The 16,859-nt window shown below is 64.1% G+C and carries 16 protein-coding genes; 14 read left to right on the forward strand and 2 right to left on the reverse strand.

The genetic code is table 11. The features are described from left to right. The 5 genes from VVR41_RS01475 to VVR41_RS01495 all read left to right on the forward strand — a co-directional run bounded on the left by VVR41_RS01475 (nucleotide 1) and on the right by VVR41_RS01495 (nucleotide 5,020). Nucleotides 1–660, forward strand: coding sequence for an HAD family hydrolase (locus VVR41_RS01475; protein ID WP_368523294.1), 660 nt, complete (start codon nucleotides 1–3; stop codon nucleotides 658–660). 11 nt (nucleotides 661–671) lie between these two features. Further along, nucleotides 672–935 carry a phosphoribosyl-ATP diphosphatase gene (locus VVR41_RS01480; RefSeq protein WP_368523295.1) on the forward strand — a complete coding sequence of 88 codons (264 nt, stop codon included), beginning with the start codon at nucleotides 672–674 and terminating at the stop codon, nucleotides 933–935. A 12-nt stretch (nucleotides 936–947) separates the two neighbouring features. Next, complete coding sequence (gene hisG, locus VVR41_RS01485; protein WP_368523296.1) at nucleotides 948–1,796, forward strand: ATP phosphoribosyltransferase; 849 nt, start codon at nucleotides 948–950, stop codon at nucleotides 1,794–1,796. A gap of 34 nt (nucleotides 1,797–1,830) precedes the next feature. After that, the gene (gene aspA, locus VVR41_RS01490) at nucleotides 1,831–3,255 is read left to right on the forward strand and encodes an aspartate ammonia-lyase (RefSeq protein WP_321100761.1); all 1,425 of its coding nucleotides are present in this window, start codon (nucleotides 1,831–1,833) and stop codon (nucleotides 3,253–3,255) included. A 109-nt stretch (nucleotides 3,256–3,364) separates the two neighbouring features. Further along, nucleotides 3,365–5,020 carry a formate--tetrahydrofolate ligase gene (locus VVR41_RS01495; protein WP_368523297.1) on the forward strand — a complete coding sequence of 552 codons (1,656 nt, stop codon included), beginning with the start codon at nucleotides 3,365–3,367 and terminating at the stop codon, nucleotides 5,018–5,020. Here VVR41_RS01495 and VVR41_RS01500 read toward each other — a convergent pair. Then, complete coding sequence (locus VVR41_RS01500) at nucleotides 5,017–5,838, reverse strand: RecB family exonuclease (RefSeq protein ID WP_368523298.1); 822 nt, start codon at nucleotides 5,836–5,838, stop codon at nucleotides 5,017–5,019. The genes VVR41_RS01495 and VVR41_RS01500 overlap by 4 nt on opposite strands. A gap of 26 nt (nucleotides 5,839–5,864) precedes the next feature. On the opposite strand from VVR41_RS01500, the gene VVR41_RS01505 reads away from it, so the two are divergent. From VVR41_RS01505 to VVR41_RS01520, 4 genes are all read left to right on the forward strand, one after another. Continuing rightward, on the forward strand, nucleotides 5,865–7,067 hold the full coding sequence (locus tag VVR41_RS01505) for a M18 family aminopeptidase (protein ID WP_368523299.1): 1,203 nt from the start codon (nucleotides 5,865–5,867) through the stop codon (nucleotides 7,065–7,067). 29 nt (nucleotides 7,068–7,096) lie between these two features. Further along, nucleotides 7,097–7,930 (forward strand): tRNA (adenine-N1)-methyltransferase, encoded by an 834-nt coding sequence (locus VVR41_RS01510; RefSeq protein ID WP_368523300.1) that lies wholly within the window; start codon nucleotides 7,097–7,099, stop codon nucleotides 7,928–7,930. Nucleotides 7,931–7,939: 9 nt separating this feature from the next. Further along, the gene (gene arc / locus VVR41_RS01515) at nucleotides 7,940–9,457 is read left to right on the forward strand and encodes a proteasome ATPase (RefSeq protein WP_321102774.1); all 1,518 of its coding nucleotides are present in this window, start codon (nucleotides 7,940–7,942) and stop codon (nucleotides 9,455–9,457) included. Between the two features lie 192 nt (nucleotides 9,458–9,649). Beyond that, nucleotides 9,650–10,894: an HNH endonuclease signature motif containing protein gene (locus tag VVR41_RS01520; RefSeq protein WP_368523301.1), complete on the forward strand. Its 1,245-nt coding sequence runs from the start codon at nucleotides 9,650–9,652 to the stop codon at nucleotides 10,892–10,894. Here VVR41_RS01520 and VVR41_RS01525 read toward each other — a convergent pair. Further along, entirely contained in the window at nucleotides 10,860–12,221 is a 1,362-nt protein-coding gene (locus VVR41_RS01525) for a PLP-dependent aminotransferase family protein (protein ID WP_368523302.1), read from the reverse strand. The two genes, VVR41_RS01520 and VVR41_RS01525, sit on opposite strands and share 35 nt — an antisense overlap. 69 nt (nucleotides 12,222–12,290) lie before the next feature. On the opposite strand from VVR41_RS01525, the gene pdxS reads away from it, so the two are divergent. Genes pdxS through pafA form a run of 5 tightly spaced genes read left to right on the forward strand, consistent with a single transcriptional unit; the run spans nucleotide 12,291 to nucleotide 16,858 of the window. Continuing rightward, nucleotides 12,291–13,181, forward strand: a complete 891-nt coding sequence (gene pdxS, locus VVR41_RS01530) for a pyridoxal 5'-phosphate synthase lyase subunit PdxS (RefSeq protein WP_368523303.1) — start codon at nucleotides 12,291–12,293, stop codon at nucleotides 13,179–13,181. Continuing rightward, nucleotides 13,175–13,750, forward strand: coding sequence for a pyridoxal 5'-phosphate synthase glutaminase subunit PdxT (gene pdxT / locus VVR41_RS01535; RefSeq protein WP_368523304.1), 576 nt, complete (start codon nucleotides 13,175–13,177; stop codon nucleotides 13,748–13,750). The genes pdxS and pdxT overlap by 7 nt, the downstream gene beginning before the upstream one ends. An 11-nt stretch (nucleotides 13,751–13,761) precedes the next feature. Next, nucleotides 13,762–15,264: a depupylase/deamidase Dop gene (dop, locus tag VVR41_RS01540; protein WP_368523305.1), complete on the forward strand. Its 1,503-nt coding sequence runs from the start codon at nucleotides 13,762–13,764 to the stop codon at nucleotides 15,262–15,264. Nucleotides 15,265–15,274: 10 nt separating this feature from the next. Further along, nucleotides 15,275–15,460 carry a ubiquitin-like protein Pup gene (locus VVR41_RS01545; protein ID WP_321102784.1) on the forward strand — a complete coding sequence of 62 codons (186 nt, stop codon included), beginning with the start codon at nucleotides 15,275–15,277 and terminating at the stop codon, nucleotides 15,458–15,460. A gap of 6 nt (nucleotides 15,461–15,466) precedes the next feature. Then, complete coding sequence (gene pafA, locus VVR41_RS01550; RefSeq protein WP_368523306.1) at nucleotides 15,467–16,858, forward strand: Pup--protein ligase; 1,392 nt, start codon at nucleotides 15,467–15,469, stop codon at nucleotides 16,856–16,858. Nucleotide 16,859 lies beyond the last annotated feature (1 nt).

Below are 16,859 nucleotides of genomic sequence, written 5' to 3' on the forward strand. Positions count from 1 at the left end.
ATGCCCGCAGCAATTTTCTGGGACATGGACGGAACCCTGGTTGATACCGAGCGTCTCTGGGGTGTCGCCACCTACGAGCTCGCCGAGCGCCTCGGCAAACCGCTCACTCCCGAACTACGCGAACGAACCGTCGGCGGCAGCTTCGTCAACACCCTGCGCATTTGCGCCGACAACGCCGGCGTCGACCTGGTCAACGGCGACTACGAGCACTACCGCTCGTGGATGTATTCGCGCATGGGCGAGCTGTTCGCGCACGACCTGGAGCCGAACCCCGGTGTGATTGGCCTTCTGTCATCCCTGCATGCCGCCGGGATGCCAATGCTGGTGACCACCAACACCGAGCGCGAGCTCGCCGACGTGTGCATCAATGCCGTAGGGCGCGAGTTCTTCACCGATTCGATTACGGGAGATGAGGTGGCCTCCCCGAAGCCTGCGCCGGATATGTACATCGAGGCCGCGCGTCGCGTTGGTGAATCGCCGTCGGACTGCCTCGTGTTTGAGGACTCATGGGCGGGGATGAGTGCGGCGGCCGCCGCCGGGTGCCGCGTCATCGGTCTGGCCGAGGAGGTGCCCGAGGGCGTGCACTCGTTTGACCCGCAGGGGTTCGTCGGCGCCGGCCTGCCGGAGGTTTCGCAATGGTTCACCACAGCCATGCGATAAAGTGATTCACCGTGAAAAACTTCGATGACCTTTTTGCCGAATTGACCCGCAAAGCCGACGAGCGGCTCGAGGGTTCAGCCACTGTCGAGGCACTGGACAAGGGCGTGCATTTCATTGGCAAGAAGGTCAACGAAGAAGCCGGCGAGGTGTGGATTGCCGCCGAGTACCAATCCGATCAGGAGCTTGCGGAGGAGATGAGCCAGCTCATCTACTGGACCCAGGTAATGATGGTCAAGCGCGGCCTGACCCCGGACGACATTTACAAGTACCTCTAGGAGGGCGTTTCCATGATCAGGATTGCAGTACCGAACAAGGGCTCTCTGTCCGAGAAGGCCGTCCAGGTTCTTGCCGAGGCAGGCTACAAGCACCGCGGGTTCACCAAGGCCCTCAACGTCGCCGATGTGGCCAACGGTGTGGAGTTTTTCTTCCTGCGCCCGAAGGACATCGCGATCTATGTCGCGCAGGGCCACCTCGACCTCGGCATCACGGGACGCGACCTCGCGCTCGATTCGCGCGCGGCGGTCGAAGAGGTGCTCCCGCTCGGCTTCGGCCGCTCCACGTTCCGCTTCGCCGCTCCGGCGGGGGAGACCTGGACGGTCGAGGACTTGGAGGGCAAGCGCATCGCTACCTCGTATACGGGTCTCGTGGAGGACTACCTCGCTGAGCGCGGGATCACCCCCTCCGAGGTTATCCGCCTCGACGGGGCCGTTGAGATCTCCATTAAGCTGGGTGTCGCCGACGTCATCGCCGATGTTGTCTCTACGGGAGCGACGCTGCGCCAGCAGGGCCTCGCGCCGTTCGGTGAGCCGATTACGACGAGCGAGGCTGTCGTCGTCAAGCGAACTGGCCAAGAATTGACCGCTCGCCACGAAGTTGTGCTCAAGCGCATTCAGGGCATCCTCAACGCGCAGACCTACCTGATGATCGACTACAACGTCGCCCGCGAGAACCTCGACGCAGCGAGCGCGATCACGCCCGGAATCACCGGCCCCACCGTCTCTCCGTTGTCGCGTGAGGGCTGGGTGGCTGTGCGTGCGATGGTCCCGCGCGCAATGGCAAACAAGGTCATGGACGAGCTCGCCGCCGTCGGCGCGGAAGGTATTTTGGCCACCGAATTGCGCATCGCTCGGCTCTAATCCGGCCGACTGGGCCATGTGTATGATGGCGTGCATGAATACGCGTACTGAAAAAGACCTGCTCGGTTCGATGGACGTCCCCGCGGATGTGTACTACGGCGTACACACCGTTCGGGCGTTGAACAACTTCCCGATCTCCGGCTCTGCGATTAACGATTTGCCGGAGTTTATTCGTGGAATGGTGCAGGTAAAGAAGGCCGCCGCTATGGCGAACCGCCGTCTGCACGTGCTTCCCAAGAGCAAGGCGCAGGCAATTGTCTGGGCTTGCGACCAGATTCTGGTGGAGGAGCGCTGCCTCGACCAGTTCCCCATCGACGTGTTTCAAGGCGGGGCCGGTACGTCCGTCAATATGAACACCAACGAGGTCGTAGCCAACCTCGCCCTGGAGCACATGGGCGAGGATAAAGGGGCCTACGACGTTATCCACCCCAACGACGACGTCAATATGTCGCAGTCCACGAATGACGCTTACCCGACGGGTTTCCGGCTCGGCGTGTACTACGCTGTTGAGTCGCTCCTCCACGAGCTCGATGAGCTTCAGCAGTCGTTCCGCGCCAAGGGTGACGAGTTCCAGGACATCCTCAAGATGGGGCGCACGCAGCTGCAGGACGCCGTCCCGATGACCCTGGGCCAGGAGTTCACCGCATTCGGCGCGAACCTGCTTGAGGAGCAGCGCACGATTAAGACCGCCGCCGACGCGTTGCTCGAGGTCAACCTCGGAGCAACCGCAATTGGTACGGGCATCAACACGCCGGCGGGCTATCGTGACCAGGTTGTCTCCGCGCTGCGTGAGGTCACCGGCCTTGATATCCAGGCGTCCCCGGATCTCATCGAGGCGACTTCTGACACGGGTGGATACGTCATGATGCACTCCGCCCTCAAGCGTGCCGCGATGAAGCTGTCGAAGATCTGCAACGATCTGCGTCTTTTGTCTTCCGGTCCGCGCGCGGGCCTCAACGAGATCAACCTTCCGAGACTCCAGGCAGGGTCCTCGATCATGCCTGCAAAGGTCAACCCCGTCATCCCCGAGGTTGTCAACCAGGTGTGTTTCAAGGTGATGGGCAACGACGTCACGGTATCTATGGCCTCCGAGGCAGGACAGCTGCAGCTCAACGTGATGGAGCCGGTCATCGCCGAGTCCCTGTTCAGCTCGATTCGTTTGCTCCGTAACGCGGCGCAGACGCTGCGCGAGAAGTGCGTCACGGGCATCACCGCCAACCGCGAGGTGTGCGAGGGCTACGTCGCTAACTCCATCGGCCTCGTCACCTACCTCACCCCGTACATCGGGCACCACAACGGCGACTTCATCGGCAAGGAGGCCGCAGAGACCGGGCGCAGCGTGAGCGAGCTCGTGCTCGAGCACGGCCTGATGAGCGAAGAGGACCTCAACCATGCCTTTAGCAAGGAAAACCTCATGCACCCCGAGTTCCGCGGCAAGCTCTACCTCGACGAGGAATAGCCCCGACTAAACCCGTCGTTGACCGCGCGTTCCTCCTCCGGGAACGCGCCGTGCGGGGCACTTTAGGTCATCTTCGCCAAAGGCTGATGTGTGGATATAGTCTTTATCCATGGCTACCGACGTAGAGATTGCCCAGGCACATACCCTCGAACCCGTAACGGATATCGCGCAACGCGCAGGCATTGCCGATGACGCTTTGATCCCGTACGGCAAGTACATGGCGAAGGTAGACATCACCTCCGCGCCGTCCGCTGCACCCGGGAAACTGATCCTTGTCACCGGCGTGTCCCCGACACCGGCGGGGGAGGGCAAGTCAACGGTCTTGATCGGGCTGACCGACGCCATGGCGAAGCTCGGCAAGAAGGCGATGGTCGCCCTCCGCGAGCCCTCGCTCGGCCCCGTGATGGGGATCAAAGGCGGTGCAGCCGGGGGCGGCTACTCCCAGGTCGTGCCCATGGAGAACATCAACCTGCACTTCACGGGCGATTTCCACGCCATTACCGCCGCCAACAACACGCTCGCCGCCCTGATCGACAACCACATCCACCAGGGCAACGAGCTCGGTATCGACCCGCGCCGAGTGACCTGGCAGCGCTGCCTCGACGTCAACGACCGGTCCCTGCGCAACGTGGTAACCGGGCTCGGCGGGCCGGGCAGTGGCGTCCCGGCAGAGGCCGGCTTCACCATCACCGCGGCCTCCGAGATCATGGCGATCTTGGGCCTGGCCACGGATCTGGAGGACCTGAAGCAGCGTCTCGCGGCCATCACCATTGGCCTGAGCTACGACAAGCAGCCGATCACCGCCGGTCAGCTCGACGCCGAGGGCGCAATGGCCGCCCTGCTCAAGGACGCAATCAACCCGAACCTGGTGCAGACGCTGGGCGGTACGCCGGCGCTGATCCACGGCGGGCCCTTCGCCAACATCGCCCACGGCTGCAACACCCTCATCGCCACCCGCACCGCGATGAGCTTCGCCGACGTCGTGCTCACCGAGGCCGGGTTCGGATCGGACCTGGGTGCGGAGAAGTTCTTCGACATCAAGGCCCGCTACGGCGGCCTCGACGTCGCAGGAGCGGTCATCGTAGCCACCATTCGTTCCATTAAGTACAACGCGGGCGTGGCCAAGGACGCTCTCACTGAGGAAAACGTCGACGCGGTGCGCGAGGGCATTGTGAACTTGGAGCGCCACGTGGAGAACGTAGCCAAGTTCGGTGTCACCCCGGTTGTGGCGATCAACCTGTTCACCTCTGACACGGACGCCGAGCGGAAGTTCGTGCGCGACTGGGCAAATGAGCGCGGCATCCAACTCGCCGAGGCCGAAGTGTGGGCCAAGGGCGGCGACGGTGCAATGGATCTGGCGCGCGTTGTTCTTGACAATCTGTCCGAGGGGACCTCCCGTCAGCTCTACGACCCGGCGGACGGCGTGGAGAATGCGATCGAGACGATTGCGCGCGAGATCTACCGGGCAGACAACGTCCAGTACTCGCCGGCGGCGCTGCGCGATCTCGCTTCTTTGAAGGCCAACGGGTTCGACACCCTTCCGGTGTGCGTGTCCAAGACGCAGTACTCGTTTAGCGACGACCCCTCGCAGCTCGGCGCGCCGACCGGGCACACCCTGCATGTGCGCAACCTGCTCCCGCGCACCGGTGCCGGGTTCGTCGTCGCCTTGACCGGTGACGTGATGACAATGCCGGGTCTGCCGAAGAAGCCGGCGGCCAACAACATCGACGTCGATGCGGACGGCGTAATCTCGGGCCTGTTCTAATTGGCTTCGTCCGCCACCGACCCGGGCCATCCCGGGTACGGCGGCGGTGTTCCGCCGAAGGCGGGGCAGAGCTCTTGGAAGGAGCACCACCCGCAGAGCTTGGATTTCTGCGGGCGGAACGCTCCGGCCTTGCCGTCGGATTCGATCTTGTTCCACAAGTCTCCAAGGTCGCGCTCGAAGTACTCCAGCTCCTCACGCGAGGGAGCGAGGAACATCGAGTCGATGACCTTGAGGTACATCAGCCTGAGCTGGTCAGGGATTTGGCCGAACAATCGCCAGTACACCAGGGCGTAGAAACGCATCTGGAACTGGGCGTCCGCGGAATAGCGGGGTAGTGGCTTTTTGCCGGTCTTGTAGTCGACGACCCGGACCTCTCCGGTCGGAGCGACGTCCACCCGATCGATGAATCCGCGCACGGGGACGCCGTTGGGGAGTACTGCGTTGACGTACATTTCCTGCTCGGTCGAGTCGAATCCGGAAGGGTTCTCCATCTCGAAGTAACCGCGGATGAGCGTGCGGGCGTCGACAAAGAGTTGGTGGAGATCCTCGATCGGTGCGGCGCACGAAGGGTCGCGCTCGAGCATCGCTTCCCAGGCCGGCTTGATCCGCTTGACCGCGGCCGGGTAGGACCGCTCCTCGCGTGGCCAACCGTGCATTTCCTCAAGCACCGCGTGAACGAGCGTTCCCTTCACCTGCGCCTCGGTTTTATCCTCCGGCAGCCGGTCAATCGCGCGGAGGCGATAAAGCAGCGGGCACTGTTTGTAGTCGGAGGCTCGGGAGGGGGACAGTGCAAGTGCGCGTCGCTTCGGGGATGTCATAGTGCCCAACATCATAGAGTGGAGGCATGACAATCACGGATTTCACTGACTTCCTCGCTTCCAGCCCGAGCGCGTTTCATGCTGCGGCAGGCGTCGCCACGCGGCTCCAGGAGGCTGGCTTCGCGCTTGACGGCGGTGTCGAGCCTGGAGGACACGTGATCGTGGACGGCGGCGCGGTCATCGCGTGGTGGATCCCGGAGAATCCCCGCCCGCGGTTGCGCATCATCGGCTCCCACACCGATTCGCCGGGGCTGATGGTCAAGCCGGACCCCGACGTCATCCGCGAGGGTTTCCGCCAGGTGGCGGTGGAAGTCTACGGCGGTCCGATCCTGCAGACCTGGTTCGACCGCGACCTCTCCTTCGCCGGGCGCGTGGTGCTTGACGACACAACCGAGGTCATCGTCGACACCGGAGCCATCGCCCGTGTCCCCAGCCTCGCGATCCACCTCTACCGCGGTGATGCCCCCGCCGTGGAGCGCCAGGTGCACACGCAGCCGATCCTGGGCGTGGACCGGCCGTTCATGGACATTGTCGCCCAGTCCGCCGGTGTCGAGGCCGAGCGCATTCTCGCCCACGAACTCATTTCCGCGGACACCCAGCCAGCCGAGGTACTCGGCGATGTTTTGGCCGCTGGCAGGTTGGATAATTTGTCGAGCGTGTGGGCGTCGTTAAGCGCCCTGCTCGCGGCGAAGGACGCGGCGCGCGACGTGCTTGTGCTGGCCGCGTTCAACCACGAGGAGGTCGGCTCGGCCTCAACCACCGGCGCTGGCGGGCCGCTGCTCGAGTGGGTGCTGCACAAGCTCGCCTCGCTTTTCGACGACCCCTCCGCCGCACTCGCGGACTCCATGCTCATCTCGGCGGACGCGGCGCACTCCGTGCACCCGAACTATCCCGGCAAGCACGACCCGACGCACCGCCCGCTGATGAACCGCGGCCCGGTGCTCAAGGTCAACGCCAACCAGCGCTACGCCTCAGACGCTGTGACCCAGGCGGAGTGGATCCGCGCCTGCCGCGCGGTTGACGTCCCCGTGCAGCCGTTCGTGGGCAACAACGATGTGCCGTGCGGTTCGACCATCGGGCCGATCTCCGCCACGCGCCTCGGTATCCGCACCGTCGATGTGGGGGTGCCGTTGCTGTCGATGCACTCCGCGCGAGAGCTCTGCGGCGTCGAGGACATGGCCTGGTTCACCCGCGCCTTGGAGTCCTTCTACCGCGCCGACTACCGTTAACGCGACCGGCACAACAACCAGGAGGATCCATGTACTCAGGCCCGTTCCAGGCAGGCGACAAGGTGCAGCTCACCGACGCCAAGCGCCGCCACTTCACCATCGAGCTCACCGCCGGCGGGCAGTTCCACTCCCACAAGGGCATCGTCGAGCACGACGAGATCATAGGCGCGGATGAGGGTTCTGTGGTCAAATCCACGCTCGGTGCCGATTACTTGTGCTTCCGCCACCTCTTGGTCGATCACGTCCTGTCCATGCCCCGCGGCGCGGCGGTGATCTATCCGAAAGACGCCGCCCAGATTCTCGTTGAGGGCGACATCTTCATGGGTGCTCGCGTACTGGAGGCCGGTGCCGGATCGGGCGCGCTGTCGATGTCCCTGCTTCGTGCCGTCGGCCCTGAGGGTCACGTCTACTCCTACGAAATCCGCGACGACCACCTTGAGTACGCCCGCAACAACGTACGCGAGTACTTCGGTGGGGAACCGGAGTGGTGGAGCCCGCGCCTCGGAGACTTCGGCGCGGTGACGCAGGAAGACCTGGGCGGTCCGGTCGACCGCCTCATCCTCGACATGGTCGAGCCGTGGCATTTCATCGACACGGTAAAGAACCTGCTCATCCCTGGCGGCGTCTTCATGACGTACGTGGCGACCGTCCCGCAGCTGATGAACATCATGGAGGGAATCCGCGAGGCGAAGTGCTTCACCGAGCCGCGCGCTTGGGAGACGCTGCTTCGCGAGTGGAAAGTCGACGGGTTGGCGACCCGCCCGGAGCACCGCATGAACGCGCACACTGCGTTCCTCGTGTGGACCCGCAGGCTCGCAGACGGGGTCACCCCGCCGCGCCCGCAGCGCAAAGCGCGGCGCTAGACTTGAGGCATGGCTATTGTCGACGACGCATTCGCAGCAGATTCCCTAGCTCTCAGGCGTGAGAACCAGGACTTGACCTCACGCAACAGCAGGCTTGCAGAGCTGCTCAAGGCGAGTCGCGACAAGCTCACCGACCTCTACGCCCAGATCGAGGAGCTGGAGGAGCCGGCTTCGACCTATGGCGTCTACCTCAGCTCTTCCGGCAACGACATCGACGCGGAGGTTTTCACCTCGGGCCGCCGGATGCGGGTCAAGGTATCTCCGCGGGTGTCGCCGGAGGCGCTGATCCCCGGCGCGCTCGTGCGCCTCGGCCAGGGCACGATCATCGTCGAGGTGTGCGGCTTCGAGGACATCGGAGTGCTCGCGACGGTGGTCGAGCGAATTGGCCCGGACCGCGTCATCTTGATGGATCCGCAGGGTGCGGAGTTCGTCGTTAAGCTTGCGGAGCCGCTGCGCGACACTGTTCGCGCGGGTGACACCGTCTTGTGCGACACGCGTATCGGTTTCGCCTTCGAGAAGGTGGCGAAGACGGAGGTCACGCAGCTTTCGCTGGAGGAGATCCCCGATGTCACCTACGCGGACATCGGTGGCCTGAACAACCAGATCGAGACGATTCAGGATTCGGTTGAGCTGCCGTTCGCCCACCCCGAGCTGTACAAGGAGTACAACCTGACCCCGCCGAAGGGTGTTTTGCTCTATGGCCCTCCCGGCTGCGGTAAGACGCTCATTGCCAAGGCTGTGGCGAACTCGCTGTCCTCGCGCATCGGCGACGGTGGCACCGCGCACTTCATCAACGTCAAGGGCCCTGAGCTGCTGAACAAGTTTGTCGGCGAGACAGAGCGGCGCATCCGCCTGATCTTCGAGCGGGCCCGCGAGCTCGCGGCCGACGGACATCCCGTGATCGTCTTCTTCGACGAGATGGAGTCTATTTTCCGCACCCGCGGTTCGGGTGTGTCCTCGGATATGGAGACGACCGTCGTTCCGCAGCTGCTCACCGAGATCGACGGTGTCGAGGACATCGCCAACGTCATCGTGATCGGTGCGACCAACCGCGAGGAGCTCATCGACCCGGCCATCTTGCGCCCGGGGCGCCTCGACATCAAGATCCGCGTGTCGCGTCCGACGCGCGAGGAGGCGCGCGACATTTTCGCCCGCCACTTGACTGACTCCGTCCCGCACGCAGAGGACACGGATTCGCTTATCGACGCCGCCACGGCAGCACTGTTCGAGCCCCGCGCGTTCATTCGCCTCACGTTTGCCGACGGCACCGAGGAGACGCTGAACTACTCCGACTTCGTCTCCGGCGCGATGATTGCCAACATCGTGGACAGGGCGAAGAAGCTGGCGATCAAGGATCACCTCTCGGGGGCGTCGGTACTCGGTGTGAGCCCGGACCATCTGCGCGCGGCGGTGCGTGCCGAGCAGGATGAGAGCGAGGACATGCCGAACACGGCGAACCCCGATGAATGGGCCCGGATTACGGGCCACCACGGTCGGCGCGTCATGGCGGTCGAGGTGGTCGGATAGTCCGCAATGCGGACTGTATGACCGAGCTTGGATAGCTGCTGAGAATCTGTGTGAAGAGTCCGCATTGCGGACTCTTTTCCGTTTTCGTGCGTTCTTCGAATTCGCACGTCAGACTGCATTTTAAGGCCGTGTCTGACCCCTTTGCTAACGTTCGCGATAGAACGCCCATTCGAGACGTGATCAGGGGGATCAATGTCCATCGCCACCGAATTGACCAACACTTCACCGCAGCACCTCGTCAGCCTCATCGAGTCCGGATTCGGCCTCATCACCCGCAACAAAGCAAAGATTCTCTACGCCATCGCGCTTGTCGACGCACTCCGGATCGCCTCCCAGCTCGGCGCACGCTCCACCGCGGGCTGGCTCATCCGCAACTTGTCGGTCTCGCACTCCACCGCGCACGAGTACGTCAAGGCCGGCCGGGCAATGCTCGAGTTCTCGGTGATGGCCGACGCCTTCTTGGAGGGGAGGATCAACTACTCAAAGGTGCGCCTCATGCTGCCGTACCTCACCGAGCACAACGAGGCCGATATCGTCGCTCTCGCCGAAGAGATGCGCTACCACGAGCTTGAACTGGCTCTCCTGCAGTTCCGCGACAACCCCGGGCCGAGGAAGCGCCAGTCCTACGTCCGGATGAAGGCTCGCAATGACGGCCGCATCGGGCTGTGGGCCGACTTCAACGCGGAGGAAGGGGCAAAGCTCATGGCCGCAATGAGGGTCGGGGAGCTGGCCTGGCGCGACATCGACCTTGACAACCTGTCTGGAGAAGACGGGTTAGTCGATCCAGCGGCCGTGGACCGTGAACTGGACTGCCACGCGGCGAGCAGCGTTTCCAGGTTCGGACTGCCCCTGCGTGAGGCACTACTGAGTTCATTCATGGGGCTGGTCAATATCGCTCTGACCCGGCCGTCCAACCCACTGCGAGCACCCGGTGCCCATGTCAACGTGGTCATGACCACCGATGGCCGGGCCTACCTTCCCAACAACCCCGGTGCACCGTCCGAGGCGATCAAGAACTTCCTCAGCAATGCCGAATACAGGGTCAACAGAGTCGACGAAACTGGGCTTGTCATCAACACCGGCCGCCGCTTCCGGTTGGCCAACGACGCTCAGATCAACGCGCTGATGCTCATGTGGCGTGGAGAGTGCGCGATTCCTGGATGCGACCACTCGCGTTTTATGGAGATGCACCACATCCGGGACTGGGCGGACGGCGGTACCACTGACCTCGACAACTTGCTGCCGCTGTGTTCCGCGTGCCATAGCTTGGTCAGCGACGGCTTCATCACGATTCTCGAGGAAGCCGGCGACATCCACTTCCTCTTCCCAGACGGTTCACGCTATGTCAGCCGGGATCGTGGCCTGCCGGTGCGTGACGACAACGCGTTGACGTTGGAAGAGTTCAATGTGGAGACGACTCCGCGCCTACGCGCGTGAGCACGTCGACCGCGCGCGTGAAATCTTCGTCACTGAGATGACCGAAGCTCAGGTGAATTGACTCGCCGCCGTCGATCGTGCCGAACTCGACGCCACGGCTGTCCAGTTCGCCCGCGAACCACTCGCGCCCAACTGAGGTGTTGAATGACACTGCCAGATCGGTACTCAACGGTCCCGGCCCCTCTGACACGGTGGCACCACAGGCGGTCAGGGCGGGGATGAGATCGTCCCCGAGCACCTGCTTGCGCCGTGCCAGGCGCGTGTGAACGGTGCGGGAGTTTCGCCTCGCGTGACCGCCGTTGAGAAGCGCTGCTATCGCGGCCTGGGTAACAGGGGAGACCGGCATCCCCAGTACCTCGCGCGTGGCGCGGATGAGCGGCGCGTTTATCGGATCCGCGATGACGTAGCCGGCGGAAAGTCGTGTGCTCAGCAAGGTCGAGAAAGTTCCCAATGCAAGGACGGGAGCACCGGGGGCCATCGCCGCCAGTGGTGGATGAGGGGAGTGGCGGTAGCGCAGCTCGGCGAAATAGTCGTCTTCCACGACGACGGTGCCCGTCTCGCGCGCCCACTCCGCGAGGGCGGTACGCCTCGCCGCGGGCATCGCACCCCCGAGCGGGTAGCGGTGCGACGGCGTCACCAGAACCGCGTCCAAGTCACCGGGAAGCTTTTCGACGACCACCCCAGAGCGGTCTGTCACACAATCAACACACTGGTGTCCGGCCATGGGGATAATGCGGCGCAGCCCTGGGTGCCCTGGATCTTCGACGCCTACCCGCAGACCGCGGCCGAGGGACATTAGGATCAGGAGGAGCCCCTCACGAGAACCACCCGTCACCAAGACGCTGTCTGGGTTCACCGTCATGCCGCGGGCAAGGCGGAGGTGTTCAGCCACCGCCCAGCGCAGCCCCGGCTGGCCCGCCTTGTCCACGGGTTCTCTGTCTGCGTCGGCCGCCTCACGCCATGCCTTGCGCCACGCCGCTTGCCGGATGGTGCCGGCGTGGCCGGAGGTGGGCTTCAACGACAGCTCCGGTCCCCGCCGCGCACGAACGCCGGCGGGCCGCGGCGGTACGGGAGTCGCTTTCACCGCCGGCAGCTCTGGGTGCACGATTGTTGGAGCGCCCTGCGCGGCGACGAGGATCCCCTCGGCGATGAGCTGGTCGTATGCAGTCACAACACTCCCGCGCGACACCGCGAGCTGGCGCGCCAGCTCACGCGTGGACGGAACGCGGTCGCCCGCGGCAAGCTGTCCGTTCGCGACCAGACCGCGCATGCCGGCCACAATCTGGGCGGGTAGCGGGGTGGGAAGCGAACGGTCAAGGTCAAACACAACTGGTCCAAAGAATCTATTTATTACTGGATCTTCAAATCTACCAGTTGCCGGTGCACGATTGTCCGCATGACTGAATCGAACCTCACTGTGAAATCTGGACTCGCCCAAATGCTCAAGGGTGGAGTCATCATGGACGTTGTCACTCCGGAGCAGGCACGTATCGCCGAGGACGCCGGAGCCGTCGCCGTTATGGCTCTCGAGCGCGTCCCGGCAGATATCCGTGCTCAGGGTGGAGTGGCCCGCATGTCGGACCCGGACCTCATCGAGGGCATCATCGAGGCCGTCGATATCCCGGTCATGGCCAAAGCGCGCATCGGCCACAGCGTAGAAGCACGCATCCTGGAACACCTCGGGGTCGACTACATCGACGAGTCCGAGGTGCTCAGCCCGGCGGACTACTCCAACCACATCGATAAGCGCGACTTCACCGTTCCGTTCGTGTGCGGAGCGACCAATCTTGGCGAGGCACTGCGCCGAATCAATGAGGGCGCCGCGATGATCCGCTCGAAAGGCGAGGCCGGCACCGGCGACGTCTCAGAAGCCACCAAGCACATCCGCACCATCACGGCCGAAATCGCCCAGCTCTCCGCGATGCGGAACGCCAACCGCGACGAACTCTACGTGGCTGCTAAGGAGCTGCAGGCCCCGTACGAGCTAGTCCAATACGTCGCCGAGCACGGCACGCTACCCGTCGTCATGTTCACCGCAGGCGGCGTGGCCACGCCGGCCGACGCGGCCCTGATGATGCAGCTCGGCGCCGACGGCGTCTTCGTCGGCTCCGGCATCTTCAAATCCGGCGACCCGGCTGCCCGCGCCGCCGCGATCGTCAAGGCGACCGCCGCGTGGGACGACATCGACGTCGTCACTGAGGCATCGCGCGGGCTAGGCGAGGCCATGGTGGGCATCAACGTAGCCGACCTGCCCGCGCCTCACCGCCTGGCGGAGCGCGGGTGGTAGCCCCCACCATCGGCGTCGTCGCGCTGCAGGGTGGTGTGCGCGAGCACGCAGACATGCTCACCGACCTCGGCGCGCAGGTGAGGTTGGTGCGGCGCCCGGCAGACGTCGACAAGCTTGACGGCGTGGTCATCCCCGGCGGCGAGTCCTCCACGATCGACCGGTTGCTGCGCACCTTCGGGTGCACGGATGCGCTTAGCGAAGCACTCGCCGGTGGCCTGCCGGTCCTCGGCACCTGCGCCGGGCTGATCATGCTCGCGACCGAGATCGTGGATCCCGCGCCGGGACAGCAGAGTCTCGGAGTGATCGACATGGTCGTGCGCCGCAATGCGTTCGGGCCGCAGATCAATAGCGCCGTGGAGACGATCGAAACCTCCTTCGGCCCCGCCACGGGAGCGTTTATCCGCGCCCCAAAGGTGGAAAGCGTCGGGGAGGGAACCCGGGTCGTCGCCAAGCGAGGCGACGCGATCGTCGGCGTGGAAACCGACACCGCACTCGCTGTGAGCTTCCACCCAGAATTGACGGGTGATCAGACCGTGCATCGGCACTTCCTCGGCAAGATAGGGGAGTAACCTTGGTACCCATGACGCGCTACATGGGTACCGAGACCGAGTACGGAATCATCTGCCCCTCCAACCCAGGCCTGAGCCCGATCGTCACCTCGACCCACGCGGTCGTCGCGTACGCGGCGTTCAACACTCCGGCCCGGTCGCGGTGGGACTACGAAGACGAGCACCCGCTCAAGGACGCGCGAGGGTTCGACCTGAAGCGCTACAACACCGTGCCCGTGGTCGATCCCAACGCGATCGGTGTGGCCAACGTCGTGACCTACAACGGCGCGCGCTTCTACGTCGACCACGCCCACCCCGAGTACTCCAGCCCCGAGGTGTCGAATGCCTTCGACGCAATGATCTACGACGCGGCCGGAGACGTAGTGCTTAACACGGCGGCCGCGAACATCGCCGAGCTGTACGAGCAGGGCGTGAGCGTACTGCAAGAAAAGGCCCCGTGCCCGCCGCTGAAGTTCTACAAGAACAACGTCGACGGCAAGGGCGCGTCCTACGGCTCCCACGAGAACTACCAGTACTCGCGGCACACCGATTTCCCGCAGCTGGCACAGGCCTTGATCCCATTCTTCGTCACCCGCCAGGTCATCATCGGGGCCGGGCGCGTCGGTATCGGGCAGGCGGGCGAGAAGGAAGGCTTCCAGATCTCCCAGCGCGCCGACTACTTCGAGCAGAAGGTCAGCCTGGAGACGACGCTGAACCGGGGCATCGTCAACACCCGCGACGAACCGCACGCCGACGAGCGCGAATTCCGCCGCCTGCACGTCATCGTGGGCGACGCCAACATGAGCCAGTACTCGAACTTCCTCAAACTCGGCATGACCAAGCTCGTCCTCGACGCCATCGAATCCGATATTGACTTCCGCGACCTCGCGCTCGCCGACCCGGTCGCCGAAATCAAGCTCGTCTCGCACGACCCGACCTGCACGCACGAGCTCGAGCTTGCCGACGGCCGCCGCATGCGCGCCACCGCCATCCTCCGCGAGTACCTTTCCCGGGTGCGCCCCAGCGATGACGTCGATAAGCGAGTGTGCGCGCTCTGGGGCGAGCTTCTCGACGACCTCGAGCGCGACCCGCTTTCCACCGCCGACCGTTTGGACTGGGCGGCGAAGTGGGCTTTGATCAGCGGCTTTATTGGGCGCGGGGTCGACATCTCCGACCCCAAGCTCAAGGCCATCGACCTGCAGTACGCCGACATCGACCCGCAGGCGTCGCTGTACCACGCCCTCGTGCGCAAAGGCAGCATGAAGACACTTGTCTCCGCCGACGTCATCGCCAACGCCGCGGCCACACCGCCGCTCGACTCGCGCGCTTGGTTCCGCGGCGAAGTCAGCCGGAAGTTCGGCGAGAACATCCGCGCCTCGAGCTGGCAGTCGGTGGTTTTCGAGACCGCGGCGGGGGTCCACAAGGTACACCTGGACGCCGTCGACGGCTTCACCCACGCCACGCTTGGCGACACCCTCGAAAACAGCAACAGCGTCGAGGACCTTCTCGGGTTCTTGAACACGACAACGGACTAGGATTGACATCATGGCAAACCAGCAACAGATCCACGCAGCACCGGGTGGCGACACCCCCAACGACGACGAGCAAGCCGCCGGCCAGGTCCAGCTCAACACGACCGGCACTGACAGTCTCCTCGACGAAATCGACGCGCTCCTCGACTCCAACACCGAACAGTTCGTGAGCTCGTACGTGCAAAAGGGCGGCGAGTAGAAGCCGATGTCTGGAGTGTTCGCGCGGCGCATCATGGGCGTCGAAACCGAGTTCGGAGTCACGGCTGTTCGCGACGGAAAGGCGGCGCTCACCCCGCAAGAGGTCGCGCGCTACCTGTTTCGGCCCGTCTTCATGCAACACCGCAGCTCCAACATCTTCACCGAAAATGCGTCACGGCTCTACCTCGACGTCGGCGCGCACCCCGAATACGCGACGGCCGAGTGCGACTCGGTCACCCAGCTGCTCAACTACGACAAGGCTGGCGAGGTCGCCTTCGATGAGCTCGCGCGCACCGCGCAGGACACCCTGGCGGCCGAAGGCATCAAAGCGGACGTTTACCTGTTCAAGAACAACGTTGACTCCCTCGGCAATTCCTACGGGGCGCACGAGAACTATCTGATCAGCCGCGAGCTCGTGCTGAAGAACTTCTCGCGTCAGCTGCTGGCCTTTCTCATCACTCGCCAGCTCATCTGTGGCGCAGGTGTGGTCAAGGACGGGCAGTTCTGGATCTCCCAACGTGCCGACCAGGTGTGGGAGGGCGTGTCGTCCGCAACGACGCGTACCCGGCCCATCATCAACACCCGCGACGAACCGCACGGCGACTCGCACCGCTTCCGCCGCATGCACGTCATCGTCGGCGACTCCAACATGTCCGAGCCCACCTTCGCGCTGAAGATCGGCTCGATGCTGCTGGTCATCGAGATGCTCGAGGCGGGCATCGACCTTCCCGACCTCGAGCTGGAGGACCCGATCGCGCACATCCGCGAGATCGCCGGCGATCCGACCGGTTCCACCGTCCTCGCCTTGCGCAACGGGGGCTCCATCACAGCCCTCGACGTCCAGCGTCGGCTTCACGAAGCCGCGCTCCTCTGGCTCGGGCAGCGACCCGACGAGGGCACACCGAACGCCGAGATGCACCGCATCGTCGACCTGTGGGGCCGCGTCCTCGACGCGATCGAGACCCAGGACTTCACCGGGGTCGACACCGAGATCGATTGGGTGATCAAGCGCAAGCTGCTCACACAGTTCAAGGACAAGCTCGGCTGCGGGTGGGACCATCCGAAGCTAGCCCACATCGATTTGGCTTACCACGACATCCACCGCGAACGCGGACTGTTCTTCCACCTACAGCGCAAGTCCATGGCGGCGCGGTGGACGACGGATGAGGACATCGCGCATGCCCGCGACAACGCTCCCCAAACCACCCGTGCCCGGTTGCGCGCCGAGTTCCTCGCCGCCGTACGGAAAGTGGGAATGCCGCACAACGTGGACTGGGTCCAGCTCAAATCCAACCTCCCCGAACCGCGCACCATCGAGCTGCTCGACCCATTTGTGACCCAGGACGAACGCGTCACGGACCTCATCAACGACGTCCTCGCGTACGAAGAAGAGGAGTAGG

Source organism: Corynebacterium sp. LK2510 (assembly GCF_040946405.1).
Classification (GTDB): Bacteria; Actinomycetota; Actinomycetes; order Mycobacteriales; family Mycobacteriaceae; genus Corynebacterium.

Coding starts and splice junctions, on each gene's coding strand:
- arc (WP_321102774.1), top strand. CDS start 7,940: ATGGCTATTGTCGACGACGCATTCGCAGCAGATTCCCTAGCTCTCAGG.
- pdxS (WP_368523303.1), top strand. CDS start 12,291: ATGACTGAATCGAACCTCACTGTGAAATCTGGACTCGCCCAAATGCTC.
- aspA (WP_321100761.1), top strand. CDS start 1,831: ATGAATACGCGTACTGAAAAAGACCTGCTCGGTTCGATGGACGTCCCC.
- VVR41_RS01505 (WP_368523299.1), top strand. CDS start 5,865: ATGACAATCACGGATTTCACTGACTTCCTCGCTTCCAGCCCGAGCGCG.
- pafA (WP_368523306.1), top strand. CDS start 15,467: ATGTCTGGAGTGTTCGCGCGGCGCATCATGGGCGTCGAAACCGAGTTC.
- dop (WP_368523305.1), top strand. CDS start 13,762: ATGACGCGCTACATGGGTACCGAGACCGAGTACGGAATCATCTGCCCC.
- VVR41_RS01475 (WP_368523294.1), top strand. CDS start 1: ATGCCCGCAGCAATTTTCTGGGACATGGACGGAACCCTGGTTGATACC.
- VVR41_RS01510 (WP_368523300.1), top strand. CDS start 7,097: ATGTACTCAGGCCCGTTCCAGGCAGGCGACAAGGTGCAGCTCACCGAC.
- VVR41_RS01495 (WP_368523297.1), top strand. CDS start 3,365: ATGGCTACCGACGTAGAGATTGCCCAGGCACATACCCTCGAACCCGTA.
- VVR41_RS01500 (WP_368523298.1), bottom strand. CDS start 5,838: ATGACATCCCCGAAGCGACGCGCACTTGCACTGTCCCCCTCCCGAGCC.
- VVR41_RS01520 (WP_368523301.1), top strand. CDS start 9,650: ATGTCCATCGCCACCGAATTGACCAACACTTCACCGCAGCACCTCGTC.
- hisG (WP_368523296.1), top strand. CDS start 948: ATGATCAGGATTGCAGTACCGAACAAGGGCTCTCTGTCCGAGAAGGCC.
- VVR41_RS01545 (WP_321102784.1), top strand. CDS start 15,275: ATGGCAAACCAGCAACAGATCCACGCAGCACCGGGTGGCGACACCCCC.